We start from the raw sequence: 22199 nt of genomic DNA on the forward strand, positions 1-22199 counted from the left end.
TTTTGGTATTATGTTATGGATTATTTGAGCGATTTTCTTCTTTTTTCTTATCTTTTGGTTCTTCTTTTTTCACAACACGATTACATTCAAAACAGCGGAATGGTAAGCTTGGTTGTGGTTTAAATTGAGAACCGCGCTTAATAAGATCCGGATTTGCTTTAGCTGCGGCCTTAAAAAAGATGGTCCATGCATTCTTGGCTAGATTTTGATTGCCTGGGGTATTGTAGTCATAACCAGACCATACACCCATAGATACTTCTGGTGTATAACCTACGAACCATAAATCATGCTTGCTTGTTGTAGTCCCTGTTTTACCTGCAACATTGTAGCCACTTACTTGACTACCGATCCGTCTACCCGTACCTGAAGTCACAACATTTCTAAGCATACGTGTAAGTTCATAACTCGTTTGTGGGCTAAAGATTTTCTTAGGCGAATGTGATTTTGCAAAGTCATAAATGATTTCACCATCATGAGAAACAATTTTATTTATGGTGTGTGGCTTATTATACATGCCATTATTGGCAATCATAGCATAAGCAGCGGTCATATCGGAAACTCTATACCCAACGGTAGCGCCACCCAGTGCGGCTGCTTCATAGTCATTCTTATGGCGAGTAATATTCATGGGGCTTGTGTAGCTATACCCCTTATTAATACCCAGTCTACGGAAAACTTTGATGACAGGAATATTATAGGAGTGCTGTAAAGCTTGTGCAGCAGTAACACGACCATGATTGTTATTCCCACCTGAATTGTTATAAGGTTTATTTGTACCGGCTTTCATAATGGGTTCATCTATTATAATTGAACCTGAAGATAGTAAGCCCTCTTCCATGGCAGGACCATATACCAGTAAAGGCTTGATTGCCGATCCGGGCTGGTTTTTAGCTTCAAAAGCATGATCCATCTGATTTTGATCAAAATTGGGTCCTGCATAAAATGCGAGTACTGCACCTGTTTTATTTTCCATCATGACGGCACCGACTTGTTCTTGGCGTGTGGCACCTTTAATTGGTTTAGTAGGAAAGCTTAAGGATTGATCCGCATTATTTATGGCTTCATACATTTTTTGATCAATTGTGGTATAAATTTTATAACCACCTTGACGAACTTGCTTCCGATAATCTTCCCGATCTTTTTTACCGTCATCTAATTGACTTAAAATTTCAATGGCTTCGTTTTCAACAGCTTGGATAATAAATGGATATTTTTCATATCCGTTCGGGAAATCACTTCTTTTGGCCAATGAAGATTTTATATCGAAGGCCATGGCTTCGTCGTATTCAGATTTTGTAATTTTATTGTACTTTAGCATTTGATCTAGGACGAGACGTTGACGCTCTAATCCGAGCTTCAGTTTGTTTTCAGCGTCTTTTCCAAATGGGATATATGCATTGGGACGTTGTACCATGCCTGCAATATAAGCCGCTTGAGCAAGATGCATTTTATCAATGGATTGATTAAAGATTCCTTTAGCTGCAGCTTTTACACCATACATATTCTTACCGTGTGCTCCATTTCCGAAGTAAGCACTATTCATGTAAGCGACAAAGATCGTTTCTTTTTCATAATATTTCTCAATGCGGATTGAATTTACAATTTCCACTGCTTTTCGCTTGTATGATTTTTCTTTCGTAAGCAATTCATTTTTTATCAGTTGTTGTGTAATTGTACTTCCACCGGTAGAGACATCACTGTCTGAAAAATCTTGCCATGCTGCACGAAGTAATGAGCGTGGATTAACACCATTATGCTGATAAAATTCCCGATCTTCAATGGCAAGAAATGCATTTCGCAAATGAGGACTAACTTCGTCAATGTCTTTAATCAGTATTCGTTCGTCAAAGGTGATCATATCACCAATTTTAACCGGTTGTTTTCCTGTAAAGTAAGCAGAACTGGTTTGAGACCAACCGGTCAGCTCTTTTTCAAAATCTTCTTTCACACGTATTTTTTCATCTTTTGTTAGGGCTGACACGAGTCCTGCACCTACACCAACAACCCCAACAGCCGTGCACAGGATTAATACAAACATGGTAAAAAGTATCGTAGTAGTAATTTTGAGAACCTTTCTCCATCCACGTCGTTTTGGATGTTGGACAGATTTGGATTCATTATTCTGCATGCAACCATCCCTCTCTTTCAATGCGATTATCATTATATCACAGGATTTTTCGTATAGTTTATGGCAAATTATTAAGAATTTTATCTTCCTAACCCAATATCGTAGAGACTAATTGAACAGGCTTAGCCGTTCAATTTGATAAAATATCAGAAGATTTATGTGTCCATTAAACCATGATAGGAGAACTGACCTTTTAGAGATAAAGGGGGAGATTAGTGAATCAAGTGTTCGATATTTGAGGAGCAGCAAGGTCGAAGCGTAAAGTGAATAGAGATGTGATGGGGGACTTAGCCCCACCACAAATAGATTTTAAGCAAATCTTCTCAAGGCTTTATGCGATGAGGAGTTTTCTAGCTCCTCGGTAGAAGAATCAGATCCTTCGACCGTATCTTGCTCGGAGAGCGTTTCACTATCAGCTGTATCACCATTGCCAGGTCCGCCTGGTGTATTTCCGCCGTCGTCACCGCCGCCGGAACCACCATCATTACCACCGCCGGAACCACCATCGCTACCGCCGCCGGAACTACCATCGTCACCGCCGCCGGAACTACCATCGTCACCGCCACTGGAACCACCATCGTCACCACCGCCTCCTAAATCATCACCAGGGCCACCAGGACCACCGGGAGGGGTGGGGGGACGAGGATTTGTGGGTGTTGGAGTGACAGGAGAATCACCGTTTTCTTCCTCATTCTCTTTCTCTTCTTCTTTTTTCTTTTCTTCCTCTTCTTCTTTCTTTTTCTTTTCTTTATATTTGGTTATGCTTTCGCAATCCAAGCAACTGACATATTTTAAGCTACCACCAGGATTTGTAAAGCTAGCATTTTTGTCAAAATAGTTGGGTGATGCAGTTGCTGCAGCTTTAAAAATATTAATCCACGCTGTTTTAGCAATATTCTTGTTCAGAGTCAGCTTATGGTTATAATCATAACCGCCCCAGACCCCCAGCGAAATTTGCGGCGTGTATCCTATGAACCAAACATCACGATATTCATTCGTTGTACCGGTCTTACCCGCGATTGGATAACCGCTTAAGCTCGCTCCAATCCGTGATGCTGTTCCGCCCGTAACCACCTGTCTCATAATTTGGGTGGTGGCGTAAGATGCTTGTGGTGAATAAATTTGTACCGGTTTTTCGTTATAATTCCAAATCTCTTCCCCGTCTTGATCGACAATTTTGGAAATGAGATGAGGTTTATTATAAGAACCATTATTGGGAAATGTTGCAAATGCAGCGGTCATTTTTGCAACGGTGAAACCATTTGTAACCCCACCAATTGATGCGGATTCTCCATCATTTGGATGAGGAGGGATCCCCAATTTACGCATATAGTCAAAGCCAGTTTCGTGACCTAATGCATTAAATATTTTAATGGCAGGGATGTTAATTGAATGTTTCAGAGCTGTTGTAACAGACATAATTCCGCTGTATCTTCCATTTGCATTTTTATAAAACTCTGATGTACCACTTTTTTTGATCGGTTCATCTAAAATGTTCGTGCCAGAAGAAATAATGCCTTGGTCCATTCCAGGTCCGTATACAAGTAGGGGTTTGATGGTTGACCCTGGCTGGTTCGTTGCATTTAAGGCATGATCTTTTTGGTTTTCATTAAAATCTTTGTTACTACCAGAAACAAAAGCGAGTATGGCACCTGTTTTGTTTTCAATAATGGTAGCGCCGATTTGCTCTTGTCCCTCTACACCTTTATGCGTTTTTTTATGAAATTGAATTCCTTTAGTCGCTTCTCGGTTTACGGCTTCATACATCTTTTGATCAATCGTAGCGTATATATGATATCCGCCAGTCATCACTTTTTTCTTATATTCCTGTAACGTAACCCCATATTTTCCTTCTTTACTTAGGGTTGCAATATTAAGTCCATCTTTCTCCATCAAAATTTCGGCTGCTTCAGCTTCTAGTTGATGCATAATAAAGGGATACTCAGAGTAGCTGTTTTTAAAAGCTTCGGGCTTAGCTAATGCGCTTTTCAGATCAAACTGAAGGGCTTCGTCGTGCTCTGCTTGCGTAATCTTTTTGTTTTCTAACATCTCATTTAAAACGAGCTTCATACGTTCTAATCCAAGTTTCTGCTGTTTTTCTCCTTCAAATGGATTATAGTCTATCGGACGTTGTACCATTCCTGCTATGTATGCAGCTTGAGGGATGGATAGATCTTTCACTTCGACATTAAACAAGCCTTTTGCAGCGGCCTGGACGCCATACAGGTTCTTGTTATTTGCACCTGAGCCAAAATATACACTATTCATGTAGTGAACTAAGATTTCATCTTTTTTGTAAAGAGACTCTAATCTCAAGGATAGTATGATCTCTTTTGCCTTACGTTCTATACTTTGTTCTCTGTTGTTTAAAATCACGTTTTTGACTAATTGTTGTGTAATCGTACTACCACCAGAATTAGGAAAGATATCACTTACTTGTGATAAGGATGCTCGGATGATAGAACGGGGTACAATTCCATTGTGTTCGTAAAAATCACGATCTTCTGTCGAGATAAAGGCATTCACTAAGTGAGGACTGACGTCCTGAGTAGATTCAATCAAATTTCGATTATTACCTTCTAAACGGAATGATCCAATTAGAATTGGATTTCCATCTTTATCTGTGTTTTGAAAATAAGCATAACTATTTTGAAAAAGTCCATCTAATTTTTTCTGGAAATCGTCAGCTTCTCTTACTTGTTCATCTTTAACGATTGCTGTGACCATACCCGTTCCGACACCAATACCTCCCACGCCTAGGACAAGTATAGCTACCAAAAGTGTAATAAAAGTATAAAATGTATAACGTGCGATCCGCTTACCACGGGATAACTTATACATGGTGATGTTAACCTCCTTCAGGATTCGTTCATATTATATCACAACAGTATATACTGATAGATTCGTGAAAATACAAGTGATGAAAAATTTTATTCACCAGAGTTGGCCAGTCGTATCGATTCACTAAAATGAGGAAGTGCATGGAGAGCAAAATACAAGACCGTAAAATGGAGAAACTGCGGCAGCTTTTGCGAGTGTAATTCATCCTTTCAGTTATGCGATCGATTAATGCTTCTAAGATCTTATTCGTAGCGCGAGTTCATTTTGATGTAAAGTATACAAAAAAAACCAGTCATATGACTGGCTTTCGGGTATATTTATGGTAATTGTTAAAATTCAACAAAAAAAGGTTGTTTCGATTCATCGAGGCAGTATAAAATACGTTGCTTAATATTTAACAAGGGGATGAGACGTATCGCAGTTTCAATTGGAAAAAAAGCCACATCTTCAAAATGACTTCCCGGTTTAATTTTGCCGCCTATTGATTTAGCTACAAATAAGGTGTAACTATTTCCTGCTTTCACATGTTGAAAAATTCCGCAATAGCGGAGTAACCTAATTTCTACACCTGTGCTCTCACGTATTCTGCGAATGGCAGCAAAGCGAATTGATTCTCTCTCATTTACGTGCCCGCCTGGTAATTCCCAACCTCTCTGGGCGTGCTTGACAAGGAGAATCTCACCATGAAGATTGAGAACGACCACGCCAGCAGTCAAAATGTGTCGAGGAGTCATCAGATCACCTGACCTTTGGGTGGGTTCTAATATCTGCTTGAAAAGAGTGGAGGTATAATGGAAAGGGGAAATAGGAGAATAGACTATATATTCATTTTAACAAATTTGACAAGTTTTGTGAATATGAATTATCTTATTTCACATGAGAATAAAAGAGAAGAGCCAATGTCTCGAGAGACATTGGCTCTATTTTATTAAACAGCTTAACGAGAGTAAAACTCAACGATTAAGGTTTCATTTATTTCAGATGATAATTCTGAACGTGCTGGAAGACGCGTATAGGTACCTTCTAATTTGTTTTCGTCAAAGGAAACATATTCTGGTAAATAAGTACGTTCTTCTAAGGATTCTTTTACAATAGTAAGATTGCGACTCTTCTCGCGTAGACCAATCACATCACCTAATTTAACTTGGTATGATGGACGGTCTAATTTCTTACCATTTATTGTAATATGACCATGAACAACTAATTGACGTGCTTGGTTACGTGTACGTGCAAATCCAAGGCGGTATACAAGATTGTCTAGGCGAGACTCGAGAAGTTGCATAAAGTTTTCACCATGAACACCTTGAATCTTACCCGCGCGATCAAAAAGATTGCGGAATTGCTTTTCATTCATTCCATACATTAAACGAAGCTTTTGTTTTTCTTGCAATTGAATACCGTATTCGCTTAATTTTTTGCGTTGTCCGCCAGCCCCGTGTTGTCCAGGTGCGTAAGGGCGTTTAGCTAACTCTTTCCCTGTTCCTGATAGTGAGATTCCGAGACGACGACTTAGTTTCCATTGAGGTCCAGTGTAACGTGCCATAATTAAATAGCTCCTTTCATCATTTGCCAATTGTATTTTGCAAATGACAGGTTTTTTTACTCGCATATTTACCACGGATTTCCGGATAGCGGCGAAAAACCGGGTACCCATAAAGGGGCGAATAAGTGAGGGTGATCCCTTCACCTATCTTCTGCGTGCTATCCTCAGTACCTACAAGGAGGGTGTTGAGCCATACAAACCATTATTATATCTGTTTTGGAGAAAAAGTCAAATGAGCAGGGGGGCATAGATACTTTACATGTTTTTCATAAACAAAAGCGATTCTGTTTAATTTTTGTTAAAATGAATGATAATAGAGGTGTTATAAATGCGTAATCATAGCGACATGATTAGAAAAAGTAAATTTTTGAGTAAGGTTATGCGTCACGAACCAAGTATCATTGGGGTCTTACCGGATAAGAATGGGTGGATTGATGTAGATTTACTTCTCGATAGATGCAATCACTACGGTATAGAATTGGATCTGAAAACATTAAAATATATCGTAGAAAGTAATGATAAAAAAAGATTTGCTTTTAGTAAAGATCAGACAAAAATTCGTGCTAGTCAAGGGCACTCGATCAAGGTCGACTTAGAATTAAAACCGCTCACTCCTCCAGAGTATTTATACCACGGGACAGCTAAACATTTTTTGAAGTCAATTTTTAGAGATGGATTGCTACCTGGCAAAAGAGAGTATGTACATCTAACACGAGATATCAAAGCTGCAAGTCTCGTAGGAAAAAGACATGGAAAACTTATCTTGTTAAGGGTTTTAGCGGAAGAAATGCATCATGAAGGGTATTTTTTTTATCGTTCAGAAAACAATGTCTGGTTAACCGCTACAGTTCCTGCTCGATTTATCAAGCAAATCGAGCAGGAGTTGGATGGCGTGCATCTCTCTACTAATCCCTAGGTCTAAGTCTTGCCATGTGATACATTACTGCTTGCAGATCATAAACACACATGGGATGAATTAGAGTTGCTTTAAGTAGGCACTTATTTTATCTCTAAATGATGAATTTACAATTAATTGTTTGATTAGTTTTTTATAACTCAGTTCAACTAATTTAGCACGTAGAACATCTTTTTGGTCTGAAAAGAAAACAAATTCGATTAAGTTTCCTTTTATATCTTCCACATATAATGCAATTGTGAGAACGAAAGCTGTAGATCCACCTTTACCTCCCATTGTACGAATTTGATCCATATGATGATTCATCTCTAATAAGGATTGTAAATGGATTTTCTCACCTTCGGTAAAGTTCGTTCCACGATTTATAGTGGCCATTATTTTTGCATAATCGCTAGTTGAAGCACGAGGAAGTCGATCTGACCATAGTTTTTGAAATGACAATGAGGTATTCAAATTCTCTGCTGGAGCAATACGATTTTCATTTTTTAATTGAAGGTGTATGATTTTCGTTGTATCTCGATAAGTATCCATTGACATCTCAGCCATGTTTTTAAAGATGATATCGTCTGACAAGTTAGTTTGTTCTCTTAGATAATGAGGGACAAGATTAGCTGACGGGCTTAGGAAAAACAAGGGATCGTGTGAAGGTAAGTCAAGATCGATTATTAACTGATTAATATTAGAAATACCTAGCCTGTCTAATAGGTACTCTGTGTTGGCGTTAGAACTGTATTTGACCATCCCTATGACGACTTCATCTAAGGATACGGATCCTTTTCCAACTGATTGAGTCGAAAGCCATTCTTCATGTGCACCGCCATCTGTACCTTGTATGTAGTATTTTCGTAAATCATTTAATGGGATTTGCTCATTGGGATCTAATTTTTTGCGATGCACTTCTCGAATATAGGCGATTGCAAGGATAATTTTTACTGTACTAGCTAGTGGCATGGATTGATCAGCATTGTGAGAGATATGATTTTTACCATTTATATTCACCGTAAGACCAAATCGATCAGGTGTTTTTTTTACCAATTTCATGATGAGATAGGGATTTCTTAGATATATTCTAAATGATATATATAATATAAAAAGGCAGAATAAGAGAAGTGTAACCCAGAGTATACCTATCATGGAATCAAACCCTCCATTATTGGAAGTCTTTTAATTTCAATAAATCCCCACTGTATGAGGCACTTACTTTACTAGATGCTGTGGCCGAGGTTGTTTATTTTTGACATCATAGCTACCCATTTTCTGACCGAGAGCATAAGGTCGTTTATGGCCCATTGGATGGAGCACTATGGATTTTATGGCAGCCACATATTGCAAGAAAAGTATACACAAATATGTATTAAGCTTTGAGAAAGGGAGGCGTAAAGATCTCTCCCTTACTGTATTTACTTACACGGTTTCACCTTTACGTAGTAAATGGGGTTACCACGACTAGCAAATTTTTCTTCATATTCTGTCGTAATGTTTTCACTAGCATAGATGGAGTGATGTAGATCACGGCTAGACGCTAAGAACTCAAATCCATTGTCTGTAAACATTTCGAGTGAGTACTCATAGAGGGATAAACTGTCGGTTTTAAGAATCAGATCACCATCAGGATGCAATAATTGTTTATACTGATTCAAAAAAGATGGTGCGGTCAGACGGCGTTTAGCATGACGAGCTTTGGGCCAAGGGTCGCTAAAATGAAGATAGAAACGGTTTACTTCTCCTTCAGCAAATACTTCAGTAAGTTCAAGGATATCCATCCATAAATAACGCAGATTTTCGTTTTCTGTTTCAGTTCCTTTCAGTACGGCCTTAACAAGTGGTTCTTCAATTTTCTCGATGCCGATCCAATTCATTTCAGGATATGCAGAAGAAGCCTTTGCTAAAAACTGACCTTTTCCAGTTCCTAATTCAACATTTAACGGATTATGGGGGTTGGAGAAACGACTCTTCCAACTCCCTTTATGATGATTTGTTGCAACATCAACCAGTGGATGATTCATTAGAATTTCTTTTGCATGTGGGTTTCTTCTTAATCGCATTTCATTCTACAACCATTTCTGTAATTATTTTTTTTCGTTACTAGTGTAACATGAGTCCCTGTTGGATTCACTTCAATTTTTTTCTTTTGATTTAAATGATGCCAGTTGTTGGTTTTGTAAGGGTTGCCAGGCAAGGTAGGAGATCATAGCCCCCACAATAGCCATTACAATGTCCCAGTGAGAATCCCATACGTCGCCTTGTTCAGCAAGAAAAACGTGTATATTGGTTCCCGCTATATAGGGTATAGAAAATTCAACCAGTTCATATCCTGCTGCAATAGCTAGCGTATAAACAAAAGAAGAAAGGGTAACCCAATTGGACTTCATAATTTGTTGGCGTATGAAATATTCGCGAGCACATAAGTAAGTAAACATACCTAGAAAAATATGACCAAAACGATCAAAATGATTACGTGATTCTCCAAAGCGATCACTTAGGAAGTGAAAAAATGGCATTTCTGCATAGGTGTAGTGGCTACCGATAAGCATCGAAACGATACTAAAAAATGCGATACAATATGTGATGTTTGTCCATTGGAAAAAGCGATAGCTAACGACAAAAAGGAGGAGTAGAATAAATGTAAAGCTGGCTTCATAAAACCACATCGTTCTGTGAAGTGGACCATAGCCTGACCAGATCATGATACCGATTATAAGAAGTAAAAGAATAGGGGGGAGCTTTCTGTCCAAATGCATGGTGTACTCCTTATCAATGATTCTCTCTAACCATTAGCTTAGCCTAATGGATACTTGCTTTATGCATGGACATTTTTGACATACGAAAGTTGTACAGCTAAACGACAGATTAAAGTAGAGGCGTATCTTTTTCACTCATTCAGCATAGAGGAGAATGCAAAATGAAAACAGAGTTATATTTGATTCGACATGGTGAAACCACATGGAATGCTGAACGTCGCTTTCAAGGCCATGCAGATATTCCGCTTAGTACAGACGGCATTAATCAGGCAAAGCGACTAGGAAAATATTTACTTAACCAAACCATTGATGTTGTATATGCTAGTGATTTGATGCGAGCTTATCAAACGGCGCAACATGTAGCTGTTTTGCATGGACTAAAGGTGAATAAGACGGCACATTTCCGTGAAAGAAATGTGGGAGAATGGGAAGGGCTGACGATAGACGAGCTATCATCGCGATTCCCCGATTGGGAACAAGTGAGTCCCCATGGTGGTACATACGGTGTAGAAAAAACGGTAGATGTAGAGAAGCGAATGGTAGATCAGCTGAATCAAATCGTGACGAATAATACTGGGAAACGGATTGTAATTGTAAGTCATGGTATGGCTTTAAATGTATTACTAACAGGGATTTTAGGAGAAAGTCAAAAACAACGAATACAAAATACAAGTATCACACATCTGATACATTCGGCATCGTCTGGTTATACATTACTACGGCTTAATCAGATTGATCATCTTCAGAATTGATAGGATTCAAATAGTCGTCTCCAACCCACATCCGTAAATGTCCCGGCAAAGTGCGAATGAGCGAAGGGGTTTTTGTGGTTTTTTCTCCATCACAATCGATTTGTTGTGCTGGTGTCGTACTAATTTTGATTTCTTTTGTCCGAAAAAAATCTAAACTTTCATTTTGAGGTTGATCACGAGTAATATGTGAGGAAAACATAGCCGTTATCGCCTCTAATGAAAATGTTTTAAAAACGAGCACATCTAATTGACCATCTTCTACGGAGCTTAGTGGAAAGTAAGCTTTTAGTCCACCAACATAGGCTCCATTTCCGATCAGCACCATTTGGGCTGGCCCTTGGTATTGATAATCGTCACTTTGAATTTCCACTTCAAATGATTCAGACTGGTCGAATTGTTTCCATGCACTCAAATAATAAGCAAGTCTCCCCCATTTTTTTTTCATTTCTGGTTCTATCTCATTTGAAACCTGGGTAATTAGACCGATTCCCCAAAAATTGAGGAAGTAACTATCATTATGCTGGGCAACATCAATCTTTCTTTCATTTCGCTTCATGATTTGGTCGATCGCCTCTACTGGATCTTGTGAATAACCTAATGTACGTGCAAAGTCATTACATGTACCACCAGGTAGGATGGCTAGCGGTGGGCGTCTAGATAGCGAAGCTAAACCATTTATACAAGTATGTACCGTCCCGTCTCCGCCTGCAATGATCAGCAAGTCTGTATAGGGGGCCACTTCCTGAACGAATCTAAAACCATCTTCCTCTTGCTGAGTGTAATGTACCGCTACTTCTGGAGCGATTGTTTGAAGCTTTTCTAAAATAAAATCTAATTGATCGTGTAATTTTTGATTTCCGGCTTTTGGATTCATAATGAGTGTAATATGTTGCATCAGAATTCACCTACTTTGAAGGATAGGATATATTTTCTTTACCTTCTTATTCCCTAAAAAGAGGAGTTCACACCTTAATCTGAGTAACTGTTCATAATGATCAGTTGCGAACCCGTCATTCATCCGATAAGATAAGAAAGAGAATATGTTAAAAAGATAGGACGACAAGGGCATTATGACATTACAAGGATTATATCAAGAACTATCAGATCTAAATGAAACGGAAGTACAGACGATTTTTAAGATGGTGCAAGCACTGAAGCGAACTCGTGTTAGTCCGCTCGCATATATTGAAGAGTTGATGAATTTTCGAGCACTTGGTTTTGATCATGAGAAGAATAAATATATCCATCGTATGTTAATTACGGATGAACTAACAAATCGCTATCAGATACTACACGGTGGTGTAACGGCTACGTTCATTGATACTGCAATGGGCTCGACTGTTTTTCAAGATATGGGTGATGATACGCGAGTCGTCACGCTTGACATGTCTGTTAACTTCTTAGCTCCTGGCGAAAATGGGTGGTTAGATGCTGAGACTGAAATCATTAAAAAAGGCAAGACGGTACTCGTCATGGAAACTAAAGTAAATGATGAAAGGCAAAGACTGATTGCCAGTGCGTCGGCCACCTTTTTTCTCTTGAAATAGGTGAAAAAATGAAAAAAAAACCGTATAAAATTGCTGCCAAGGCGATTATTTTTCAGGGAAGTAAAGTTTTAATTCTACGAAAATCGTTTGCAGAACGAAATGCGAAAGATACACATGGTTGGGATTTTCCTGGTGGTGGATTAGAGCCAGAAGAGCCTCTGATGGAGGCGTTAGCTCGTGAAGTAATGGAAGAGACTGGGCTACAGGTGAAAGTGATTGCACCTGCTTATGTTTATGATGAAATTCAGGAAGAAAAGCATTTGTTAATCATTAAGTTTGCTTGTGATAAACCACAGGGAAGTGTTGTATTAAGTCCCGAGCACGATAGTCATCATTGGTTTTGTGTGGATCAATTAGATCAAACGCGTGTGCCGGAATGGATGAAAGAAGAAGTGCGACGTGCATATCGCGTTTATAATGAATTTCGCCGTAGTCATCGCTAATACAAGGAGTGCTTCGTATGGCGTATCTCAATTCATTTTCACTTGTTAATGGTGAAATTTATGCTGAAGAACGCTGGATTCCTCATGGATTTGTACGTGTTAACGCAGGTAAAATTGTATCGGTGGGATCGATGTCTGAATATGATCGAGCCCCGTATGAAACCGTGATTGAGATTCCTGTCCGTGCAAAAGTTGTACCTGGATTTATTGACGTACACCTACACGGAGTAGCAGGATCAGACTTCATGGATGGAACACAACTTAGCTTGCACACGATAAGCGAGGCATTACCAGAAGAAGGTACGACTAGCTTTTTAGCAACAACGCTTTCACAAAGTCCAGCGATGATCGAGCGAGCAATGGTGCATATCAGGCAATGGATGACGCAGTCAAATTTTAAGGGTGCACAATGTTTGGGCCTTCATCTAGAAGGTCCTTTTCTGCATCCGCAAAAAGCAGGTGCACAACCTGTGCAGTGGCTGACTACTCCTGATCTTAGTCTAATCAGAAAATGGCAAAAAATGGCTCAAGGTGCTATAAAAATTGTAACCCTAGCACCAGAACTAGAAGGCGGAATGACGCTTATTCGTATGCTTACTCAGATGGGAATAAAGGTTTCGATAGGTCATTCAAATGCTACTTATCAAGAGGCAATGTTTGCCTTAAATTGCGGAGCCTCTCATATCACACATTTGTATAATCAGATGAGTGGACTCCATCATCGTGATCCAGGCATCGTAGGAGCTGCTTTTTGGCATCCTAACTGTACCGTAGAGTTGATTGTAGATGGCATTCATGTATGTAAAGAAATGGTTCAGTTGGCTTATCAGCAGATAACAAGTGAACGCCTAATTTGTATTACAGATGCGATGCGTGGAAAAAAACAAGCGCCAGGTATGTATGATTTAGCTGGTCAACAAGTACAAGTGAAGGGTAAACAAGCCATGCTTCCTGATGGGACATTGGCAGGGAGTTTATTATCGATGAATGAGGCATTAAGAAGTTTGTATCAAATGACAGGGTGTTCTTTAAGCGATGTGATCCATACTGCAACCAGAAATCCAGCACAAATGCTGGGTATATATGGACGAAAAGGTAGTATAAAGGTAGGAAAAGATGGTGATTTGGTGATCATGAATGAAAATTTTGATATACTAGCCACGTTTATTATGGGAAAAGAAATATATACAAAAAATCAGTAGAGCAACTCGGTGCTCTACTGATTCACAGAATAGGATCCCAATTTGTATGCTCTAATAATATTTGGCAGTATGCTTCTAAGAATTTCTGATCTTCTTCACTAAAACGATCGGGTTGTGGGCTATCGATATCAAGAACCCCAATCCATTTTCCATTAACAGAAAGTGGGATTACGATTTCTGCACGAGATGCGGCATCACATGCGATATGACCTGGAAATTGATGGACATCTGCAACACGCTGGATTTCCTTTTTTTCAATAGCGGTACCACAAACTCCTCTTCCAGGTTGAATACGGACACACGCAGGTTGACCATTAAAGGGACCTAATACCAATTCGCCTTCTTTTAAGAGATAGAAACCAACCCAATTTACTTGATCCAGTGCATGGAAAAGATGTGAGGATGTGTTTGCTAAATTTGCTAACCAATCGGTTTCATCCTCAAGTAAATGTGAAACTTGATCCAGGATATTTTGATAGCGAGATGCTGAATCCGTTTTTGTTTCTTCAAAGTAAAACATATTTACCCTCCTCTTTCGTTATATGAATCATACCCTACATTCATTCATTACAAAACTTATCTGGTAAACATTCACTAATTTTCACTACACATGTTAAGATAGAAATAGTTTCATGTAAACCATGATGCTTAATAGAAAGATTTACATAACAGAAAGGTGATAAAAATGAAAGATGGACGTGTAACCAAGTTAGCCAATATTTTAGTTGAACATTCTTGTCAAGTGAAAAAGGGTGAGAAAGTATTGATTGATGTTTTTGGACCTGATCGTGATCTTCCGAAAGCATTAGTTGCAGCCGTTTATAAAGCAGGAGGATTTCCATATGTCCAACTGAACGACCATAGTATTCACCGCTCCTTACTGCAAGGGACGAGTGAAGAACATATGAAGACGTGGTCATACCATGCTTTAGAACAGATGAAAGATATGGATGGCTACATTGGCATTAGAGGGGCCAACAATGTAAGTGAACTAAGTGATATTCCTGATGATAATATGCGTATTTTCCAAAGTGTATTTAATCATCCTGTCCATAGCGAAGAACGTGTCAAGCGAACAAAGTGGGTAGTTCTTCGCTATCCAAATGATTCGATGGCGCAGCTTGCCAATATGAGTACGGAAGCCTTTGAAGATTTTTATTTTAATGTTTGTAATGTGGACTACAAACGTATGGCCATTGCCATGGACCCATTAGCAAAGCGGATGGAACAAACAGATCGAGTACACATTAAAGGACCGGGTACCGACTTGAAATTCTCTATTAAGGATATTCCGGTTGTTAAATGTGCAGGCGAAAATAACGTGCCAGATGGTGAAGTGTATACTGCACCTGTTCGTGACTCGGTTAATGGTGTCATCACATTTAATACCCCTATGGTATACATGGGATCTACTTTTGAAAATGTTCGTCTGGCGTTTAAAGACGGAAAAATTATCGAAGCAAGTGCAAATAACACCGATCGGATAAATGAAATCCTTGATGCAGATGAAGGTGCTCGATATATTGGTGAATTTAGTCTAGGTGTAAATCCTTTTGTTGATCATCCAATGAAGGATACATTATTTGACGAAAAAATTAATGGGAGCTTCCACTTTACACCAGGCCAAGCATATGAAGAGGCTGATAATGGAAATCGTTCCTCTATCCATTGGGATATGGTATGTATCCAACGTGCGGATTACGGTGGTGGTGAAATTTATTTTGATGGTGAACTCATTCGTAAAGATGGTCAGTTTGTTACGGAAGATTTAATTCCATTAAATAAAGAACATCTGAAACAAAGTGATTCATTTTAAGAAAATGTTGTAGGATGAGGCCTTCGGTGTGAAGGTCTTATCCAATTGTAGATCAAGGAGAAGAAATCAAATGGAGCTTCAAGATGAACTATTACAAGTCATAGCAGAGGGATCCGATGAAGAAAAAGAAGTGTTGGCATTAGCGATACAAGCAATCAAACAAAAGCGGGATCGCAACAGTGCTTTTCTGTCTGGGTTTATGGGCCTTAAAGGTGAATTTGTCGACGAAGATACCTATGAATTTCAGATTCCAATCACTTCTTATTTATTGAATCGGGCTGGTATTGTGCATGGAGGTATGACTGCTACACTAGCTGACTCAACCATGGGCTCATTAATTAATAAAAAACTACCAGAAGGTTATGTGGCTTTAACCTCCGAGATGAAAATCAATTATTTAAAGCCAGGTGTTGGTGAAAAGTTGATCTCACGAGCGAAAATTTTGCAGTTAGGAAGTAGTCTCGCAGTTGCAACATGTGAGGTCACAAACGAAAAAGGAAAGTTGATTTGTTTTGCTAGTGGTACATTTTTTGTGTTCGCAAGAAAAAAGAACGGAAGATAAAAAACCATGCTCCAATATTGGAGTATGGTTTTTTATCTCTTATGGGATGATTGTGATTTCGATTAAACTTCTTTCAGATCATCAACTTTCACCTGCATTTGGTGTACAGGATTCAAGATGGAATGTACAAGTGCCGTTTGGCTACAAGAATCAAACTTTTTAATCCAAACAGGTGTACCGTGAAAATGGACTTCTATTTTTTTCTTCTCTCTCAGGATTTCCTTCAGACGTTCGCTATCCATCTTTTAACCCCTTTCTTTGTAAGGTAGCCTACGCAAAAAAGCATGTTGATAAACACCTATATTTCCCAGGGAATCAATCTATATATCCGCAATTATTTTACGATTTCAAAATAGGAGATATGGTCGATTGGTTTTTCTTTGTTTCGTCCATCTGCATAGTATAAAAGAGCAGGTCCTCCAGCTGAGATGGGCTTGCCATCTTTAGCAAAACACATCCAAGCCTCTTTTGCTTCTTCGTGTGTAAGTGTGACAGAAGGTTGTCCATGACGATGACATATTACTTGGCTTGCTTTAGGATCAGGTTCAGCATTACTTAAAAATAGGCCTAATTTCACTGCTAATCCTTCTACTTGAGTAAGATAGTCAGACAGTTCAACTTTACGATCATCAATGATCCAAATAGAGGGATCGAGTGTGATGGGGTATTTGACAAGCCCTTTGACTAGGATAATCTCATTCATTTTATCACCTTTTCAATATGAATCTGTACACATTATACAGGAGTATAAGGCATATGAAAAATATACGCCATTATCGGAAAGGATATTTATGAGTACAGATGGTGGTCACGATAAGAAAAATTAAAAATGCCGGAGGAGGATGGATGAGAGATGAAAAACGAATTACAACAATTAGTTGAGAAATATCGACCGTTATGTGAACAAGGCAAGTTAGCAGACTATATACCCGTATTAGGAAAACAAGATCCACGAAGTCTAGGTATAACTGTTATGACAGCAGATGGACAAACCATATCGGCAGGGATGTGTCCGACTCAATTTACATTGCAAAGTATTTCTAAAGTCATTACGCTCATTTTAGCAATCATGGATTGTGGAGAAGAAGAGGTTTTTTCGAAAGTAGGGATGGAGCCAACAGGTGACCCGTTTAACTCCATATATAAAATGGAGGTATTTGCACATACACGTCCACTTAATCCAATGATTAATGCGGGAGCGATGGTGGTTTCTTCATTGATAAAAGGGGATAGCATTGAACAGAAAGTGACTCGAATCATTGCGTTAGTCAAACAACTTACGGGTATCAGTCAGGTGGGTGTAATGGAGGAGGTATACGAATCAGAATTAGAACATGCACATCGTAACCGCGCATTGGTACATATTATAAAGGAAATGGATCTAATTAAAGATGTAGATATGACCTTACATACTTATTTGCGGCAGTGTGCCATCCGTGTGGATTGTGAAGGATTAGCCAAAATTGGTCTATGTCTCGCACAGGATGGAAAAAATGAAATGGGTGAGCAAATTATTAAACCTACGATCGCTCGTTTAGCAAAAACTTTCATGGTAACTTGTGGGATGTACAATGCGTCTGGAGAATTTGCAATTCGGGTAGGAATACCTGCTAAAAGTGGTGTTTCTGGAGGGATACTTGCAGCAGTTCCACATAAAATGGGAATAGGGATTGTAGGACCAGCTCTGGATCAAAAAGGGAATAGTATTGGTGGTGTTGCACTTTTAACTGAACTTGCAAAAAGGTGGAACTTAAGTATATTTTAAAGGAGTTATGTTCTTATATTGATGTATGATTTTGCTAACTGTCAACCTAGCATCCGACACGCTTAATTTTGGTTAAACGAAGCAAACCGTAAATGAGCGATCTGAGTATGTGCAAACGGGTATGGCTATGATAAGATGAGGGTGTACAGGAATTAATTGGTTTGCTAGACATGCTATATAACCTTTTGCAAACAGGTGTTTATCATGATAAACTAGCTTTAACGTAATGGAGACCGTTTGTCTGGAAACGGTCATGGGGGGGCTTTAAATTGACCATGCCGACACAGACCGATTTGAATTTGCGTGCTATGCAACTCTTAAAAGAAGACGCAGAAAAAATCGCGCAACTGATCGCAGTACAACTAGATAACTTAACATTACCAAAGTGTCCATTATATGAAGAGGTACTAGACACGCAAATGTTCGGACTTTCTCGGGAGATTGATTTTGCTGTTCGAGCGAGACTAGTGAATCGAGATGAAGGTCAACAAATCATTCATGATTTAGAGCGGAAATTGGCCGATTTATATTCTAAAATTCTCCCCTAATCGATAAATAAATGAATGAGTACGAATGAAAAGACCCATACTGTAGCGGGTCTTTTTTTGTTTTCATGAATCATGGGTAACATGATCTAGTAGTTGAATCATACTTTTTGTTAAGTATTGTTGATCTAGTGTATATAGTTTGATGGAGCTTTTTTTTCAGCTGCTTCGCAAGGCGAAAGTGCATGGAGAGCAAAATATACGACGTTTAAATGGGGAATAATGTAAATCAATATTCTTGCAAAAAAAGACTTTCTTCTATTCAAAGGAACTGTCTTTTTTGTTTAGACAACAAAAAAGACAGTTCCTAAAATGACATAAACGATCAATAATAGAATGCCTTCATACCAGTTGGTAGAACCATCACGCGAGATTGATGAAGCAATGAAAGCCGCTACAGCAATTGCCACAATTTCATATGTGGTAAAGATAATATCCATTGGTTTACCCAAAAAAAGACTGATAAATACGAGAGCAGGAGCCACAAAAAGCGCGATTTGTAGACTACTTCCAACTGCAATTTCTACCGCCGCACCAATCCGATTTTTCATGGCTAAAAAAATGGCTGCACTATGCTCAGCGGCGTTACCGATAATCGCAATGAGAAATGCCCCTACAAACAATTCCGACCAGCCAAGTGCTTCAGCTACGGATTCGATATTATGAACTAGCCATTCACTCTGAATCGCAACAAATACAGTGGAAATGACAAGAAGGAGTATGGAAGTACGTTTTGACCATTCCAAATGGGCATCTTTTTCTTTTTCGTCAAAGTTAGGTATGCCATCAATGGAATCACCTAGCTCTTTTTTGTGTGTAACCATTGAGAAATACAGCCATAAAAAATAACCGATTAGGAGTACTGACGCAATCACGATACTTACCGTATTGACGGTATCAGTTGTCATGTTTTGTAGAAACACGGCGGGTACAAACAAAGCGATTACAGCAAGCATCATTAAGGATACATTGTGTCCAGCGAGCATCGAATTAAATTTTTGAACTTTGAATTTTAGTCCACCAAAAAAGAGACTAAGACCTAAGACGAGTAACAAGTTTCCGATAATTGACCCTGTAATACTAGCTTTGACCATATCAAATAAGCCTTCTTTTAACAGGAAGATCGAGATGATTAATTCAGCGGCATTACCAAAAGTGGCATTTAAAAAACCACCTAGTCTTTCACCAGCATATAATGCCACGCTTTCAGTTGCCTTACCGAGCAAAGTGGCCCAAGTGAGCAAAGATAAGCATGCCGTGATAAATTGCATAACTTCACTTTCAATAAAAAAATGGGTGAAAACGCTGAGTAGTGTGGTAGTGAATATCAAGATATATAATGTTTTCTTGTTCAACAAACTCACCTCACCCATATTGTTCGCAAAGGAGTTATGTCAATATACGCTACGGTGTATCGTTAATCGAATAGTTCAATTTGGCATAACTCAAATGCATCTGATTGTGGATTGTATCCTACTAGCTCTTTGGTCTCTTCAAGGCTTAAGCGTTTGAATCGGTTATTGGAAACCCCATTTAAGATGCAAAAAGGTGGTAAATGTTTAGCATTTAGCGTTTGAATGATGAGGTGGTTAAAATCTTCTGGACTTATGTAAGCACTCATATCTCTAGCTGACATCGGTTCTTTGCTACTCTTGAAGTCATCATAAGCCGCAATTCGTATTGCTATAGCTTGCATGCCCTCTGAATATGCGAAGTATGAGGCAACAGCCTCTGCAAAGCTCTTACTTACACCATACATGTTTTTAGGTCGAATAGGGGAGTGACTATTGCTCTGATAATCAAGTGGATGACCTTCTACTACCTGTGCACTCGATGCGACAATCACTTTAGAGACCTGATTGTCTTTTGCGGCCCTGAAGATATTATAGGTACCCTTAATATTATTTTCTAGTAAAGAGTGATAAAAATCAGCATCTGGTGAAGGATCGCCTGCTAGATGTATGACAATATCAACTCCTTCACAAGCTTTTTTACATGCGGATAAGTCAGCAACGTTAAGATCGACTAGATCTGAAGTGACATCTTTTAGGTGGTTCAATTCGGTCGTATTTAAATCGGCTAAGCGAAATACATGTTCTGTATTCGCTTTAAGTGATCGACTCAAGTTGCGTCCTATTTTTCCAGCTGCACCGGTAATTAAAATTTTGGACATGTGTATAGCTCCTTAATCGTAATAGATTTGTAGTCAAAAACTGTGCATCAGAACCTACTATCTTATAAAGTGGTATACTATGGTTCAATTATTACGAATATAAATGCAAGTTACAAGTATTTGCAAGTCAAAAAATATGTCGTGTTGATAGAGGAAAAAATAGGATTAACCCAGTAGAAGTATAAATACAGGTGTATTTGGAAATAATAGGTATAAGCAAGTGTTTTGTCGTATTTTATATGTTTTTTACCCATTTTGTATTACCAAATTTTAGAGCAGGAGATAATAGGGATAGCTCGAAATAGTGAGATATACAAAAAATAGGAAATTGTAGCAGAGAGGAGGGTCTACATGGACGCACGAATAAAAGATACAGCAATATTTATTGACCTTGAAAATGTTTACTACGGGTTAAAGAAATATCATATGGACCCAGATCACCCTGAGGAGCAACATAATTTATTTTTACAATTACAAAACCATTATAGTAAAGAGTCGATTCGCATGATAGAAGCCTATGCTGATTTTGAGCAAATGGAATTATCGATGATGAGTCTACAAAAAAAGCGTGTACACATTCATCAAGTTTATGGAAATGGTCGTGAAGGAAAAGAACGAAAAAATGCTGCAGATATTCAGCTGTGTTTAGATGCGATGGAGGTTTTATATCAAATTCCAGAAATCAAAACATTTGTTATCGTAAGTGCTGATCAAGATATGATACCGCTTCTGGATCGATTGTGGTCAAAAGGGAAACGAGTGGAGTTGTTTTGTCTCTGTGATGAAAGTTTATCAAAGACTGCACAATTACATGAATTTTGTGATGATACTCATAATTTGTTTGAGTTTCTTAATATCCACCACTTTCAAAACCTATCTTCACTAGATCGATTAATTCATAATGCTGTTGTACACATTTATGAGTGGTATCATGATCCGAATAACAGGGGTAAAAGTTATGGCAGTACCTGGATAAAAAATGATTTTGTAAAGAAGTTTCATGTCAGTGAAATTGAAGCAAATCAGCTATTTACGAAACTTTTGAAAGGGAAGTATATCTCTCCAATTGAGATTGAGATGGAAGCGCGTGTATACTATGGTTATAAAGTGAATTTAGGACATCCTCAAGTTGAAATGATTGTTAAAATTGCAGGGTATAAAGTAAGTTAGGTGGGAATCAGGTGGAGTAGAGCTTCACCTGATTCTCCAATGTTTCAGCCTTGGG

At 38.6% G+C, this 22199-nt stretch carries 23 protein-coding genes; 10 read left to right on the forward strand and 13 right to left on the reverse strand.

Annotated elements, in window-relative coordinates:
- Positions 1-13 precede the first annotated feature (13 nt).
- The 4 genes from IC619_RS05080 to rpsD all read right to left on the reverse strand — a co-directional run bounded on the left by IC619_RS05080 (position 14) and on the right by rpsD (position 6512).
- Positions 14-2128, reverse strand: a complete 2115-nt coding sequence (locus IC619_RS05080) for a transglycosylase domain-containing protein (RefSeq protein ID WP_191139165.1) — start codon at positions 2126-2128, stop codon at positions 14-16.
- 309 nt (positions 2129-2437) lie between these two features.
- A complete protein-coding gene (locus IC619_RS05085; protein WP_191139164.1) occupies positions 2438-4969 on the reverse strand; it encodes a transglycosylase domain-containing protein in 2532 nt (843 codons plus the stop codon).
- A 329-nt stretch (positions 4970-5298) separates the two neighbouring features.
- The gene (locus IC619_RS05090) at positions 5299-5703 is read right to left on the reverse strand and encodes an NUDIX hydrolase (RefSeq protein WP_191139163.1); all 405 of its coding nucleotides are present in this window, start codon (positions 5701-5703) and stop codon (positions 5299-5301) included.
- Between the two features lie 203 nt (positions 5704-5906).
- The gene (rpsD, locus tag IC619_RS05095; protein WP_191139162.1) at positions 5907-6512 is read right to left on the reverse strand and encodes a 30S ribosomal protein S4; all 606 of its coding nucleotides are present in this window, start codon (positions 6510-6512) and stop codon (positions 5907-5909) included.
- A gap of 328 nt (positions 6513-6840) precedes the next feature.
- On the opposite strand from rpsD, the gene IC619_RS05100 reads away from it, so the two are divergent.
- Positions 6841-7428, forward strand: coding sequence for an RNA 2'-phosphotransferase (locus IC619_RS05100; RefSeq protein ID WP_191139161.1), 588 nt, complete (start codon positions 6841-6843; stop codon positions 7426-7428).
- Between the two features lie 60 nt (positions 7429-7488).
- On the opposite strand, the gene IC619_RS05105 is transcribed toward IC619_RS05100, so the two are convergent.
- The 3 genes from IC619_RS05105 to IC619_RS05115 form a co-directional block, all read right to left on the reverse strand.
- Positions 7489-8469, reverse strand: coding sequence for a serine hydrolase (locus IC619_RS05105; protein WP_191139160.1), 981 nt, complete (start codon positions 8467-8469; stop codon positions 7489-7491).
- A 359-nt stretch (positions 8470-8828) separates the two neighbouring features.
- On the reverse strand, positions 8829-9473 hold the full coding sequence (gene trmB / locus IC619_RS05110; protein ID WP_191139159.1) for a tRNA (guanosine(46)-N7)-methyltransferase TrmB: 645 nt from the start codon (positions 9471-9473) through the stop codon (positions 8829-8831).
- 72 nt (positions 9474-9545) lie between these two features.
- Positions 9546-10169: a DUF2238 domain-containing protein gene (locus IC619_RS05115; protein ID WP_191139158.1), complete on the reverse strand. Its 624-nt coding sequence runs from the start codon at positions 10167-10169 to the stop codon at positions 9546-9548.
- Between the two features lie 161 nt (positions 10170-10330).
- Here IC619_RS05115 and IC619_RS05120 point away from each other — a divergent pair, with 161 nt between their 5' ends.
- Positions 10331-10921: a histidine phosphatase family protein gene (locus IC619_RS05120; RefSeq protein WP_191139157.1), complete on the forward strand. Its 591-nt coding sequence runs from the start codon at positions 10331-10333 to the stop codon at positions 10919-10921.
- Here IC619_RS05120 and IC619_RS05125 read toward each other — a convergent pair.
- Positions 10893-11816 carry a diacylglycerol/lipid kinase family protein gene (locus IC619_RS05125; protein WP_191139156.1) on the reverse strand — a complete coding sequence of 308 codons (924 nt, stop codon included), beginning with the start codon at positions 11814-11816 and terminating at the stop codon, positions 10893-10895. The two genes, IC619_RS05120 and IC619_RS05125, sit on opposite strands and share 29 nt — an antisense overlap.
- Positions 11817-11991: 175 nt before the next feature.
- Here IC619_RS05125 and IC619_RS05130 point away from each other — a divergent pair, with 175 nt between their 5' ends.
- From IC619_RS05130 to nagA, 3 genes are read left to right on the forward strand one after another with little or no spacing between them, the layout of a single operon-like run.
- Positions 11992-12468 (forward strand): PaaI family thioesterase, encoded by a 477-nt coding sequence (locus tag IC619_RS05130; protein WP_191139155.1) that lies wholly within the window; start codon positions 11992-11994, stop codon positions 12466-12468.
- 8 nt (positions 12469-12476) lie between these two features.
- On the forward strand, positions 12477-12911 hold the full coding sequence (locus IC619_RS05135; protein WP_191139154.1) for an NUDIX hydrolase: 435 nt from the start codon (positions 12477-12479) through the stop codon (positions 12909-12911).
- A 17-nt stretch (positions 12912-12928) separates the two neighbouring features.
- Positions 12929-14113, forward strand: a complete 1185-nt coding sequence (gene nagA / locus IC619_RS05140) for an N-acetylglucosamine-6-phosphate deacetylase (protein WP_191139153.1) — start codon at positions 12929-12931, stop codon at positions 14111-14113.
- Between the two features lie 22 nt (positions 14114-14135).
- On the opposite strand, the gene IC619_RS05145 is transcribed toward nagA, so the two are convergent.
- A complete protein-coding gene (locus tag IC619_RS05145; RefSeq protein ID WP_191139152.1) occupies positions 14136-14633 on the reverse strand; it encodes a GAF domain-containing protein in 498 nt (165 codons plus the stop codon).
- Positions 14634-14798: 165 nt separating this feature from the next.
- Here IC619_RS05145 and IC619_RS05150 point away from each other — a divergent pair, with 165 nt between their 5' ends.
- The gene (locus tag IC619_RS05150) at positions 14799-15929 is read left to right on the forward strand and encodes an aminopeptidase (RefSeq protein ID WP_191139151.1); all 1131 of its coding nucleotides are present in this window, start codon (positions 14799-14801) and stop codon (positions 15927-15929) included.
- Positions 15930-15999: 70 nt separating this feature from the next.
- Positions 16000-16491: a PaaI family thioesterase gene (locus IC619_RS05155; RefSeq protein ID WP_191139150.1), complete on the forward strand. Its 492-nt coding sequence runs from the start codon at positions 16000-16002 to the stop codon at positions 16489-16491.
- Positions 16492-16553: 62 nt separating this feature from the next.
- On the opposite strand, the gene IC619_RS05160 is transcribed toward IC619_RS05155, so the two are convergent.
- Both IC619_RS05160 and IC619_RS05165 read right to left on the reverse strand, forming a co-directional pair.
- Positions 16554-16733, reverse strand: a complete 180-nt coding sequence (locus IC619_RS05160) for an H-type small acid-soluble spore protein (protein ID WP_191139149.1) — start codon at positions 16731-16733, stop codon at positions 16554-16556.
- Between the two features lie 92 nt (positions 16734-16825).
- Positions 16826-17194, reverse strand: coding sequence for a hypothetical protein (locus IC619_RS05165; RefSeq protein WP_191139148.1), 369 nt, complete (start codon positions 17192-17194; stop codon positions 16826-16828).
- A 150-nt stretch (positions 17195-17344) separates the two neighbouring features.
- Between IC619_RS05165 and glsA the strand changes: the two genes are divergently transcribed.
- Entirely contained in the window at positions 17345-18256 is a 912-nt protein-coding gene (glsA, locus tag IC619_RS05170) for a glutaminase A (protein WP_191139147.1), read from the forward strand.
- A 269-nt stretch (positions 18257-18525) separates the two neighbouring features.
- Positions 18526-18804, forward strand: a complete 279-nt coding sequence (locus tag IC619_RS05175; RefSeq protein ID WP_430624093.1) for an Fpa/YlaN family protein — start codon at positions 18526-18528, stop codon at positions 18802-18804.
- Positions 18805-19085: 281 nt separating this feature from the next.
- Here the strand turns inward: IC619_RS05175 and cax are convergent, their stop codons facing one another.
- Positions 19086-20156, reverse strand: a complete 1071-nt coding sequence (gene cax / locus IC619_RS05180; protein ID WP_224749469.1) for a calcium/proton exchanger — start codon at positions 20154-20156, stop codon at positions 19086-19088.
- 62 nt (positions 20157-20218) lie between these two features.
- Positions 20219-20974 carry an NAD-dependent epimerase/dehydratase family protein gene (locus tag IC619_RS05185; protein ID WP_191139145.1) on the reverse strand — a complete coding sequence of 252 codons (756 nt, stop codon included), beginning with the start codon at positions 20972-20974 and terminating at the stop codon, positions 20219-20221.
- A gap of 351 nt (positions 20975-21325) precedes the next feature.
- Between IC619_RS05185 and IC619_RS05190 the strand changes: the two genes are divergently transcribed.
- Positions 21326-22144 (forward strand): NYN domain-containing protein, encoded by an 819-nt coding sequence (locus IC619_RS05190; RefSeq protein WP_191139144.1) that lies wholly within the window; start codon positions 21326-21328, stop codon positions 22142-22144.
- The last annotated feature ends 55 nt before the right edge of the window (positions 22145-22199 follow it).

The organism is Polycladospora coralii (genome assembly GCF_014773435.2).
Classification (GTDB): domain Bacteria; phylum Bacillota; class Bacilli; order Thermoactinomycetales; family Thermoactinomycetaceae; genus Polycladospora; species Polycladospora coralii.